Origin of the sequence: Rhodococcus opacus B4 (assembly GCF_000010805.1) — a bacterium.
GTDB classification, from domain to species: domain Bacteria; phylum Actinomycetota; class Actinomycetes; order Mycobacteriales; family Mycobacteriaceae; genus Rhodococcus_F; species Rhodococcus_F opacus_C.
Genome location: NC_012522.1, coordinates 519,731 through 531,996, shown reverse-complemented (window position 1 = coordinate 531,996; position 12,266 = coordinate 519,731). Strand labels below are relative to the sequence as shown.

Sequence of the window (12,266 nt, the reverse complement as noted above, 5' to 3'; positions counted from 1 at the left end):
GGCCGGCCGCGGCCGCGAGGGCCGGGTCCGTCCAGCGGGTTCCGGTGCGTCGAGCGACGTCAGGACCGTTTTCCGGCCGCCTGTTCGTCGGCGCGCGCGAAGCACTGCAGCGCGCCGGTCCGTGCCCGCGCGAGGGCGTCGGCGACGGGCAGTTGCCGGAACTCCTCCGACATGTGCTCGATTCCCCACGGTCCGTCGAACCCGATCCGACGGACCGCGTTGATGAACTTCGGAACGTCGAATTCGCCTTCCCCGCAGGGAACTCGGTTGTCGAAGGTGTCCTCGAGGTCGGTTCCCCGCACGGTGGACCAGCCGTCGTCGAGTTCGACACCGAACACGAACCGTGCAGGAACGAGCTGCGGCAGGGTGTCGTAGTCGGTGCCGCCGCGGAACGCGTGCCAGATGTCGAGAATCAGCCCACCGTTGGGGTTGTCGACGTCCTTGACGAACTGCGCGGCCTGCTCGGTGGTCTTGATGTGGTGCGAGAACGGGGTGTTCTCGAACGCGATCTTCACGCCCACGCCGGCACCGTCGGAGGCCAGGGCGTCGAATTGTTCGACGAGCAGGTCCCGGGACACCGGGACTCCGTCGTCGTCGGCACCGACCTTGATGTTGTCGACGCCGAGGACGGGGGCGGCCTCGAACAGGTCCCGGCGGACCTCGTCGGAGGCCGCGCGGGCGTCACCGGTGGTCCACCAGTTGGTTATCCACTCCAGCTGCACCTGGGTGATGCCGTTGTCGGCCAGCATCTTCGCGACCTCGCCGAGCCCGACCGTCTCGCGGGCGGCGACCAGGTCGGGTCGGGTCAAGCCGAAGCCGGTGTAGCCGGTCCGTGCGACCGCCTCGATGCGCTCGCGGATCGGGACCGGACTCAGATCGGAGCCTCGCGCCGGCATCACATCGCCCGCGGAGGTCCAGCATGCGGCCAGCAGTGCCGGTGTCTGGGTGGTTGTCATCTCTGTCCCCTCGACTTCATGTGTATGTGGTCAGTGTGCGCGTACACGTCACTCCGCCGCGTCTGTTGTCGCCACGACGGCGAGGAGGTCGCCGCCTTCGACCTGCTGGACCGATCCGATGGCCAGCCGGGTCACGGTGCCGCCGCGGGGTGCGGTGATGGCGGCTTCCATCTTCATGGCCTCGATGGTGGCGATGGTGTCGCCGGCGGCGACGTGCTGGCCCTCGGTGACGGCGAGGGTCACCACCCCGGCGAACGGCGCCGGCACGTGGCCGGGGTTGTTCTTGTCGGCCTTCTCCGCGGCGGGGATCTCGCTGGAGATCGACCGGTCCCGCACCGACACCGGACGCAACTGCCCGTTGAGGATGGCCATGACGGTGCGGTAGCCCCGCTCGTCGGGTTCGGAGATCGCCTCGAGCCCGATGAGCAGCTCGACGCCCTGCGCGAGACGGACCCGGTGCTCGTCGCCGCGGCGCAGCCCGTAGAAGAACTGGTTCGCCGACAACTGCGAGGTGTCGCCGTACTTGTCCCGGTGCTCGAGGAATTCCTTCGTCGGGCCGGGGAACAGCAACCGGTTCAGGGTCGCGCGGCGCTCCGCGGACGTGCCCGCGAGGGCCTTCTCGTCCTCCGCGGACAGCGGCACCTCGGGCTTGGCCTCGCCCCGGCCTTCCAGGGCCCGGGTGCGGAACGGTTCCGGCCAGCCACCGGGCGGGGTGCCCAGTTCACCGCGCAGGAACCCGACCACCGAGTCGGGCAGGTCGAACTTCGCCGGGTTGTCCTTGAATTCCTCGGTGGAGGCCCCGGAGCCGACCAGGTGCAGGGCGAGATCGCCGACCACCTTCGACGACGGGGTGACCTTCACCAGGCGGCCGAGCATCCGGTCGGCGGCCGCGTACTTGGCCTCGACCTCCTCGAACTTGTCGCCGAGCCCGAGGGCCACGGCCTGGGTGCGCAGGTTCGAGAGCTGACCGCCCGGGATCTCGTGGGTGTAGACCCGGCCGGTGGGGGCGGGCAGCCCGGACTCGAACGGTGCGTAGACCTTGCGCAGCGCCTCCCAGTACGGCTCGAGGTCGCACACCGCCTGCAGGTCCAGGCCGGTGTCGTGCTCGGAGTGCGCGGCCGCGGCCACGATCGCCGACAACGCCGGCTGGCTGGTGGTGCCCGCCATCGCCGCCGAGGCACCGTCGACGGCGTCCGCGCCGGCCTGCCACGCCGCCAGGTAGGTGGCGAGCTGTCCGCCCGGGGTGTCGTGGGTGTGCACGTGCACGGGCAGGTCGAAATTCTTCCGCAGCGCCGTCACCAGGGTGGTGGCGGCGGGGGCGCGGAGCAGTCCGGCCATGTCCTTGATCGCGATGATGTGCGCACCGGCCTCGACGATCTCCTCCGCCAGGCGCAGGTAGTAGTCGAGGGTGTACAGCTTCTCGTGCGGGTTGGACAGGTCGCCGGTGTAGGACAGGGCGACCTCGGCGACCGAGGTGCCGGTCTCGCGGACCGCGTCGATCGCCGGCCGCATCTGGTCGACGTTGTTGAGGGCGTCGAAGATCCGGAAGATGTCGATGCCGCTGTTGGTGGCCTCCTCGACGAACGCCCGCGTCACCTTCTCCGGGTACGGGGTGTAGCCGACGGTGTTGCGGCCGCGCAGCAGCATCTGCAGGCAGATGTTCGGCACCGCCTCCCGCAGCGCGGACAGCCGGTACCACGGGTCCTCGTGCAGGAACCGCAGCGCCACGTCGTAGGTGGCACCACCCCACGCCTCGATCGACAACAACTCGGGGGTCAGCCGGGCGACGTGTCCGGCGACGTCGAGCAGACCGCTGGTGCGCACACGGGTCGCGAGCAGCGACTGGTGAGCGTCACGGAACGTGGTCTCGGTGACCGCGAGGGCCTTCTGCTCCCGCAGCGCCTTGGCGAATCCCTCCGGCCCGAGGGCGAGGAGCTTCTGGCGGCTGCCGTCCGGCGGCGGGGTGGACAGATCGATCTGGGGCAGCTTGTCGCGCGGGTACACCGCGGACGGCCGCTCGCCGTGCGGCTTGTTGACCGTCACGTCGGCGAGGTACGACAGGATCTTGGTGCCACGGTCCGCGGAGCTGCGCAGCGTGAGCAGCTCGGGGCGCTCCTCGATGAACGAGGTGGTGGCCCGTCCCGCCTTGAAATCGGGGTCGTCGAGCACCGCCTGCAGGAACGGGATGTTCGTCGACACCCCGCGGATGCGGAACTCGGTGACCGCACGCCGGGCCCGGGCGACCGCGGTCTCGAAGTCCCGGCCCCGGCAGGTGAGCTTGACGAGCATCGAGTCGAAGTACGCGCCCACCTCGGCGCCGAGGGTGGCACCGCCGTCCAGGCGGATACCGGCACCGCCCGGGGTGCGGTACGCGGTGATCCGGCCGGTGTCCGGACGGAACCCGTTGGCCGGGTCCTCGGTGGTGATACGGCACTGCAACGCCGCACCCCGCAGCGTGATCTTGTCCTGACTCAACCCCAGATCGGCCAGGGTCTCCCCGGACGCGATCCGCAACTGCGACTGCACCAGGTCGACGTCGGTGACCTCCTCGGTCACGGTGTGCTCGACCTGGATACGCGGGTTCATCTCGATGAACACGTGGTTGCCGCGGGTGTCGAGGAGGAATTCGACGGTGCCCGCACAGGCGTAGTTGATCTCCTTCGCGAACGCGACCGCGTCCGCGCAGATCTTCGCCCGCAGCTCCTCCGGCAGGTTCGGGGCCGGCGCGAGTTCGATGACCTTCTGGTGCCGGCGCTGCAGCGAGCAGTCCCGCTCGAACAGGTGGATGACGTTGCCCTGGCCGTCGGCCAGGATCTGGACCTCGATGTGCCGCGGGTCGACGACGGCCTGCTCGAGGAACACCGTCGGATCCCCGAACGCCGACTCCGCCTCGCGGGCGGCGGCCTCGATGGACTCCTTGAGCTGCGCCCGCTCCGCGACCCGGCGCATGCCGCGGCCACCGCCACCCGCGACGGCCTTGACGAACAGCGGGAACTGCATGGTCTCGGCGGCGGCCAGCAACTCGTCCACATCCGCGGACGGCTCCGACGACGCCAGCACCGGCAACCCGGCCGCCTTCGCCGCGGCGATCGCCCGCGCCTTGTTGCCGGTCAGCTCGAGCACCTCCGCGGAGGGGCCGACGAACGTGATGCCCGCCTCGGCGCACGCGGCGGCGAGATCCGGGTTCTCGGAAAGGAAGCCGTAGCCGGGGTAGATGGCGTCGGCGCCTGCCTGCTTGGCCGCGGAGACGATCTCGTCGACGGAGAGATACGCCCGAACCGGGTGTCCCTCCTCGCCGATCTGATAACTCTCATCAGCCTTCAGACGGTGGATCGAGTTCCGATCCTCGTACGGGAACACCGCAACCGTTCCAGCACCTAGTTCGTAGGCGGCACGGAAAGCGCGGATCGCAATTTCGCCACGGTTGGCGACCAAGACCTTCGAAAATGTCACTGCGCTAGCTCAATCTCTTCTCGGGGGATGCATCACAACAGGGGATCACGGCAACGATCAGTGGTAGTCGACCTTGGTGGTGGCGCCGTCGTTGTTCATCGAATCGATCAAGGCCGCGGCCACCTGCGTGGCCCGCAACCCGTCGCGGGCCGTCGCCAGCGGGGATGCGACCTCGGCGATGAGCGCGTCGATCCAGGCCTGCAACTGCCGCCGGTAGGCGTCGGCGAACAACGGCCGCCAATCCTTCGGGTACATCGATGCCGATCGCAGCGACGAATCGATCGACAGGGTGTGGGGCGCGGCCAGGCTGACCGCGCCGGTTTCGCCGACCACCTCGCAGCGCACGTCGTACCCGTAGCGGGCATTGACGAACACATCGACGACCGTCAGCGCACCGTCGGCGGTCCGCAGCATCAATACCTGCGGGTCCTGCCGCGAGGAGTCGTAGGACGTCGAGCGCGGGGCATGCCAGCCGACCTCCACGATCGGTGAGCCCAAAAGCCAACTTGTGATGTCGATTTCGTGGATAGCGGAGTTGGTGATGGTGCTGGCCGAATCGCCACCGGGATACGCGGAGACGTTGCGGTGGGAGTTGCGCACCAGCAACGGGGTACCGATCGACCCGGATCGCACCTCGTCGGCCAACGCCACATAGGGGTGATGGAACCGCCGCATGAATCCCACCGACACCAGCGGATCGGCCAGACCGAGCGCGTCTTCCTTCGTGACCAGGTCTCGGCACTCGTCGACACTCGGGGCCAGCGGCTTCTCGCACAGCACCGGCTTCCGCTGGTCCAGGCAGGCCGCCACCTGCTCGGCGTGCGCGGAATCGTGGGAGGCGATCACCACCGCGTCGACGTCCGGGGCCGCGATCAATTCCGTCGCGGTGGCGACGGTGCGCGCGGACAACTCGTGCGCGAGGGTGTCCGCGCGGGCGGCGTCGAAGTCGGTCACCACTGTCACCTGTGCACCCGAGACCGACCGATGCAGGGTCCGGGCGTGATCGGCGCCCATCACGCCGACGCCGATCACCCCCACCCGCACGGTCACGGGGCCGCCACCGCGGCCGGTGCGCGGCCGTCGAGGACCGCGACCGCACCCTCGACCGCGGCGCGGATGGTCAGCGCCATCGCCCGATCGGTGAACCCCATCAGGTGCGGACTGAGGACCGTGTTCGCGTGGTCGAACACCGGATGATACTGCGGCGGTTCCGGATCGAAGACGTCCAGGCCCAGACCGGCCAACTGTCCGGCCCGCAGCGCCGCGTGCGCGGCGTCCAGGTCGATCAGCGCGCCGCGACTGCAGTTGACCAGGATTGCGCCGGGCCGCATCGCGGCCAGCCGCACCTCGTTGATCAGATGATGATTCTCGGCGGTCAGCGGTGCATGCAGGGTGACGAAGTCGCTGGAGGTGAGCACCTCGTCCACACTCGCACACCGGTACCTGTCCGGGATCTCGGCGTACGGGTCGTAGGCGCGGACGTTCAGGTCGAACGCTTCGGCGATCTGCGCGACCTTACGGCCGATCCGCCCGAACCCCACGATCCCCAACGTCGCACCCTCGAGGTCGCCGACGGTCACCCCACCCCGTTCGCCCCAGCGGCCGCTCCGCACCAGCGTGGTCAGTGTCGGCAGCCGCTTCACCAGCGACAGCAGGTGCGCGAACACACCCTCGGCCACCGAGACCGTGTTACTGCCCGGGGTGATCACCACCGGAATACCCCGTCGGTGCGCTTCGGCGACGTCGACCAGATCCGTGCCGACACCGGTGCGGGCGAGGACCTTCAACGCCGGCATCCGGTCGAGCAGCGCGGCGTCGACGGTGAACGCCGCCCGCACGATCGCGGCCTCGGCGACCGCCAGCTGCTCCTCGGTGGGATCCAGGGCGAGCTGTTGGTGCCCAGCCAGATACGGGTCGACGAGCTCCCGATTCAGCGGGCCCAGGCCGACGAACAATTGAGTCGAGATCGATGTTGACATCAGCGTCCTTGCAGGTGTCGAAAGGTACGGGGCGGGAACGGGGTCAGACGGTGCGGGAGGCGGTGGTGCCGGCGATGTCGTCGAGCTTCTGCCACTGACCGGTGGCCGCGGAGGTCTCCGCGGCGGTGACGATCGCGGCCGCCGACGCGGCGTCGTGCACGTTCGAGTTCTTCTGCGGCCCACCGGTGACGGCAAGCAGGAACTTCTTCGCCTCGATGGTCTTGAGGTCGTCGAAGCCGAGCGCGTTGCCCGGTCCGGGCTGGAAGCGGGAGTAGTCGCCGTGCTTCGGGCTGGCATTGACGGTGAGGTAACCCTGCTCGGGGTTGGTGCGGCCCAGGCACACCTTCAGCTCGTTCATCCGCTCGAAGTCCCACTTCACCGAGCCCTCGGTGCCGTAGACCTCGATCTGGTAGCCGCACTCGGGTCCGACGATCACGCGGGAGGCCTCGATGGTGCCCACCGCACCGGAACCCGGGCCCTGCGCACCGAACCGCACCAGGGCCGCGGCGTAGTCCTCGTTCTCCACCGGGCCCATCTCACCGTTCTCGATGACCGCGAAGTGGGTGCCCGACCCCATTTCCAGCTTCGGGCGTTCGGTGTAGACGGTGCTGGTGAGCGCGTTTATCTCGGCGATCGGCCCGACCACGTACTGGCACAGGTCCGTGGCGTGGCTGAACAGGTCCGCGAGCACCCCGGAGCCGGCGAGTTCACGGTCGAACCGCCACGAGAGGGCGCCGTTGGGTTCGTTGGCGTACCCGGAGAAGAACGTGGCGCGCACGTTGGTGATCCGGCCGAGGCTGCCCTCGGCGATGAGCGTGCGGGCGTGCTCGACGGCGGGGGCGTGCCGGTAGTTGTAGCCGATCGAGGTGATCACGCCGGCCTCGGTGGCCGCGGTCTCGATCGCCGACGTTTCGGCGTAGCTGCGGCCCACCGGCTTTTCGATCCAGAAGTGCTTGCCCGCCTTCGCGGCGGCGATGCCGATCTCGGCGTGCAGGAAGTTGGGTGCGCAGATGGAGACGACGTCGACGTCCGGGTGCGCGAGGACCTCCCGGTAGTCGGTGGTGCCCTCGGCGAATCCGAGGACGTTCTTGGCGAATTCGACTCGGCTGTCGGCGGTGTCGGCGGCGATCACCAGTTTCGGGGTGACCCCGAGCTCGGGGTAGACGATCGGGACGTCGCGGTAGGCGCGGGCATGGAGCTGCCCCATCCAGCCGACGCTGATCAGACCGACTCCCACGGTGCGCGGTGTGCTCACGGGTGTTACCTCTTTCAGTCGTGCCCTACTGGGCTCGGTGGTTCCGGCCCGGTAGGGCGCGGGGTGTTCGTGCCCGGTGGGCTAGGTGGTCTGCTCGGGACGGGCGGTGGCGAACGCGTCGGTCAGTGCCGCGGCGAGCAGGGTGGAGTCGGAGCCGACGGCCACGAACCGGAAGCCCAGTTCGACGTAGCCGGCGGCCAGGGCGGCGTTGGCGGCGAGGATGCCGGCGGTCTTGCCGTGCTGGTGCGCCGCCTCGAGCACGCGCCCGAGCGCTGCCGTGAACACCGGGCTGTCGAACTGCAGCGGCACCCCGAGTGCGAACGACAGGTCCAGCGGTCCGACGAACAGCACGTCGACACCGGCCTGGGCGGCGATCTCGTCGACCGCGTCGAGGGCGGCGAGGGTTTCGATCTGGATCACCCCGAGCGCGGCCTGCTCCTCGGCGAGGAGCACGGAGCGGTCCATGCCCCACCGGCACGAGCGGTTGTAGGTCGCCACGCCGCGGTCCCCGTGCGGCGGATACGCCAGGTGGGTGATCGCGTCGGCGACCTGATCGGGCTTGTCCAGGCGCGGCACCATGACCCCGGCGGCGCCCTGGTCGAGGACCCGGCCGATCCGGATGCGTTCACCGGATTCGACCCGGACGACGGTGGGGACGCCGTAGGCACCCGCGGCGAGAATGCCGTCGCGCAGCGCGTCTTCGGACCCGGATCCGTGTTCGAGGTCGAGCAGGATCCAGTCGGCGCCGGCGGCGGCGCAGACCTCGGCCGCCGTCGAGGACGCCATCCCGACGAAGGTGCCGACGGTGGTCTCCCCGTCGGCCAACCGCCGGCGGAGTGTTCCCCCGTCGAGGGGAGTGGTGTTGTTCACAGGGCTTCCTGAGTTGACGGGACCGGTGCTCATCCGAACCACCGCTGACGTCCCACGGCGTTGTCGTAGTCGGCGCGCAGGGTTTGCACCCATTCCTGATTCGAGACTTCGGCGGGGGCGACGTCCCACCACACGTCCCCACCGGGCAGGTCCACGTGCGGGACCGTCGGCACCACGATGACCACCGGACCGGACACCTCCCGGGTCTCGATCAGCGCGGCGCGGACGTCGGCGGCGGTGGTGGCGCGGATCGCGGTGGCACCGAGGCCTTCGGCGATCTGCCGCAGGTCCACCTTCAGGTACTCGCCCTCGAGGCGGGCCTTGTCCCCGCCGTCGGCGATGATGTCGCCGTCGGTGCGGTAGCGGAACTCGTTGCCGAATTCGCGTCCGTTGCGGTTCATCTGGAGACGGTGGATGACCTGGTAGCCGTGGTTCTCGGAGACGACGATGGTGACGTCGAGGCCCTCCTGTGCGGCGGTGACCAACTCGGTCGGCGCCATCAGGTAGGTGCCGTCACCGATGAAGGTGACGATCCGCTGCCCGCGGTTGCCCTCGGCCAGGCGCACACCCATCGCGGCCGGGATCTCGTACCCCATGCAGGAGAACCCGAATTCCAGGTGGACGTTGCGGTTCCCGGTGGCGTCCCACACCTTCTGCAGGTCCCCGGGCGGGCCGCCGGCCGCGGCGATGATCGTGTCGCCGCTGCGGGCGTGTTCCTGCATCAGGCCGATGAGCTGCGGCTGGGTCAGCACGGCTCCGGTGACCGGGGCGTGCGGATGCTGCGCGGGCTCGAAGGCGGTGTCGGGATCGAGCGCGGCGGCCCGGATCGGTGCCCAGTCGGCCTTCGCCGACCGCACCGTCTGCTGCCACGTGTCGCTGGTGGTGTGCCCGGCGAGCGCGGTGGTCAGTGCCTCGAGTCCGAGGCGGGCGTCGGCGAGGATGCCGGTGGCGCCCTGCTTGCGGGTGTCGGCGTCGACGACGTTGAGTGCGGCGAATCGCACGTTCTCGTTCTCGAAGATCGACTGCGACCCGGTGACGAAGTCGGTGAGTCGGGTGCCGACGCTGAGCACCAGGTCGGCCTGCTTGACCAGCTTGTTGGAGGCGAAGTTGCCCTCCAGGCCGATGCCGCCGACCTGCCACCACTCGTCGCGGCTGACCGCGCCCTTGCCGCCGAACGATTCGACGACCGGGATACCGGCCTGCTCGGCGAGTGCCTCGAGTGCCGCGGTGGCGTCCGAGTAGTGCACGCCGCCGCCGGCGATGATCACCGGACGCGACGCCTCCCGGATCTGGGCGGCGACCGCCTCGACCTCCGCGGGGTCGGGCAGCGGGCGGCGGATCCTCCAGTCGCGGGGTTCGAAGAACTCGATCGGGAAGTCGAAGGCGTGGGACTGGACGTCCTGCGGCAGCGACAGTACGACGGCGCCGGTGTCGGTGGGGCTGGTCAGTACCCGCATGGCCTGGGGGAGCGCGGTCAGCAACTGTTCCGGGCGGGTGATTCGGTCGAAGAACTTCGCGACCGGGCGGAAGGTGTCGTTGACCGTGAGGTCGGCCTCGCTGGCGTGCTCGAGTTGCTGGAGCACCGGCCCCTGGTGACGGGTGGCGTAGGTGTCGCCGGGCAGCAGCAGCAACGGAAGCCGGTTGATCGTGGCCAGGCCGGCGGCGGTGACCAGGTTCAGCGCGCCCGGACCGATGGATGCGGTCACCGCTAGGGTGGCGCGGCGACGGCTGGCCTTGGCGTAGGCGGTGGCGATGTGGGCCAGGTACTGCTCGTGCCGGCCCTGGATGAACGGCAGGTCGTCGGACAGTTCGTCGAGGGCCTGGCCGAGGCCGGCGACGTTGCCGTGACCGAAGATGCCGAGCGCGGCGGGGATCAGGCGACGGCGTTCACCGTCGGCGACCGAGTACTGCGCGGCGAGGTACTTCACGACCGCCTGCGCGGTGGTCAGCCGGATGGTCTTGTGGGTGCTCAAGGGTGTCATGTCGTCGTTTTCTGTGAGTGCCACGAAAGGGTGTGAGCGGGAGACGGTTACCAGGGTCGGCCGTGGAGGATGACGGTCTTTTCCTCGGTCATTTCCTCGACAGCGGAGCGGACGCCTTCCTTGCCGATGCCGCTGCCCTTGAGACCGCCGTAGGGCATCAGGTCGGCGCGCCAGAGCGGGGTCCAGTTGATGTGGATGTTGCCGGCGTCGATCTGCCGCATCGCCCGGGTCGTGGCCGAGATGTCGGAGGTGAAGATGCCGGCGCCGAGGCCGTAGTCGTTGTCGTTGGCCAGGGCGATCGCGGACTCGATGTCCGGTGCGGAGGAGACCGCCACGGCGGGGCCGAACAACTCGTCGCGGCTGAACGGGGAGGTCGGGTCGACGCCGGCCACCACGGTGGGGGAGACGACGGCGCCCTCCCGGTCACCGCCGGTGAGGACCTTCGCACCGGCCAGGGCGGCCTCGGCGATGGCCGAATGCACCCGTATCGCTTCGGTTTCCGAGATCAGGGAGCCGAGCTTGGTGTCGGCGTTCGCCGGATCTCCCATGACGATGTCTTCGACCTTCGGGACCAGGGCGTCGAGGAAGTCCGCCTCCACGCGCGAGTCGACGATCACGCGTTGCACGCTGATGCAGACCTGACCGGCATTGATGTAGCCGCCGGCAGCGACCGCCGAGGCGGCGAGTTCGATGTCGGCGTCCGGGAGCACGATCACCGGGCAGGACGCGCCCAACTCCAAGGACAGCTTCTTGATTCCGGCGATGGAGGCCAGCCGGGTGCCGGTGGCGGTGGAGCCGGTGAAGGACACCTTCCGCACCCGGGGATCGGTGACCAGGATGTCGCCGAGCGCGGCGCCCGGTCCGGTCAGCACCGACAGCGACTCGGGGGCCAGGCCGGCATCGACGAAGCACTCGGCCAGCTTCAATGCCGTCAGCGGAGTGGTGCGAGCGGGCTTGAGCACCACCGCGTTACCGGCGGCCAGTGCGGGAGCGATCTTGTGCAGCACCAGCAGCGCCGGGTAGTTGAACGGGGTGATCGCCACGACGATCCCGCAGGGCTGGCGGAGGGTGAAGCCGACCTTTTCGAGACCGGTTCCGGGGTTCGCGTCCAGCGGGAGTGTCGAGCCGTAGAGTTGGCTGCCTTCGAATGCGGCGAGCCGGATGATGCTGCCGGAGCGGCCGGCCTCACCTCGGGCTTCGCTGATCGGCTTGCCGGTCTCCGCGCTGATGGTCTGCGCGATGTCCTCGGCGCGCTGATCGGCCAGATCCGCAGCGCGCATCAGAACGGCGACTCGTTCGTGCGCGGGCATCGACCGGAGCACTCGTGCACCGATCTCGGCGCGGTCGAGGGCCGCGGCGGCGTCGGCGGCTGTGGCGACCGGAACCGTATCCACCGCGTGACCGTCAAACGGTGACTGGACGGTCTCCGTTCGGCCGTCTGCGGCGCCGCGCCATTCACCGGCGAGCAACATATCCATGTCAGGACTCCATACGTCGAGTTCGTCGTCACCCCCGCATGTGCGAAGGGTGGCATGTGATTGCAAGCGAAACGTCTGTTGCCGAACCGAACAGCGCACCAGCAAGGAGGGTGGTGGGTGATTCGGCTGGTATTCGGAAAGGTTTGTGCTGTAGGCAGTTCCGGACCTGCCGTGACAGTTATGAGATGGGTCTCGGGTACACCCGGTTAACCGGTCAACGCGCGTGCCGCGACCGATCGAGGTGGCTCAGGCAGCGCAGTTCCTTCGAGAGGGACGACGCGGGGTGCGCCGGG

8 protein-coding genes are annotated in these 12,266 nt (G+C 69.3%); all 8 read right to left on the bottom strand.

The genetic code is table 11. The features are described from left to right. Positions 1 to 59: 59 nt before the first annotated feature. The 8 genes from ROP_RS02425 to ROP_RS02390 all read right to left on the bottom strand — a co-directional run bounded on the left by ROP_RS02425 (position 60) and on the right by ROP_RS02390 (position 11,973). Positions 60 to 956 carry a sugar phosphate isomerase/epimerase family protein gene (locus ROP_RS02425; RefSeq protein WP_012687769.1) on the bottom strand — a complete coding sequence of 299 codons (897 nt, stop codon included), beginning with the start codon at positions 954 to 956 and terminating at the stop codon, positions 60 to 62. A gap of 48 nt (positions 957 to 1,004) precedes the next feature. Continuing rightward, a complete protein-coding gene (locus ROP_RS02420; protein ID WP_012687768.1) occupies positions 1,005 to 4,409 on the bottom strand; it encodes a pyruvate carboxylase in 3,405 nt (1,134 codons plus the stop codon). Between the two features lie 57 nt (positions 4,410 to 4,466). Then, a complete protein-coding gene (locus tag ROP_RS02415; protein WP_012687767.1) occupies positions 4,467 to 5,459 on the bottom strand; it encodes a Gfo/Idh/MocA family protein in 993 nt (330 codons plus the stop codon). Next, positions 5,456 to 6,388, bottom strand: a complete 933-nt coding sequence (locus tag ROP_RS02410; protein WP_012687766.1) for an NAD(P)-dependent oxidoreductase — start codon at positions 6,386 to 6,388, stop codon at positions 5,456 to 5,458. Before ROP_RS02410 ends, ROP_RS02415 begins: the two co-directional genes overlap by 4 nt. A gap of 43 nt (positions 6,389 to 6,431) precedes the next feature. Next, positions 6,432 to 7,643 carry a Gfo/Idh/MocA family protein gene (locus ROP_RS02405; protein ID WP_012687765.1) on the bottom strand — a complete coding sequence of 404 codons (1,212 nt, stop codon included), beginning with the start codon at positions 7,641 to 7,643 and terminating at the stop codon, positions 6,432 to 6,434. A gap of 81 nt (positions 7,644 to 7,724) precedes the next feature. Beyond that, complete coding sequence (locus tag ROP_RS02400) at positions 7,725 to 8,513, bottom strand: HpcH/HpaI aldolase family protein (protein ID WP_012687764.1); 789 nt, start codon at positions 8,511 to 8,513, stop codon at positions 7,725 to 7,727. 29 nt (positions 8,514 to 8,542) lie between these two features. Further along, positions 8,543 to 10,495, bottom strand: coding sequence for a 3D-(3,5/4)-trihydroxycyclohexane-1,2-dione acylhydrolase (decyclizing) (gene iolD / locus ROP_RS02395; RefSeq protein ID WP_012687763.1), 1,953 nt, complete (start codon positions 10,493 to 10,495; stop codon positions 8,543 to 8,545). Between the two features lie 47 nt (positions 10,496 to 10,542). Next, entirely contained in the window at positions 10,543 to 11,973 is a 1,431-nt protein-coding gene (locus tag ROP_RS02390) for an aldehyde dehydrogenase family protein (RefSeq protein WP_012687762.1), read from the bottom strand. Between the last annotated feature and the right edge of the window lie 293 nt (positions 11,974 to 12,266).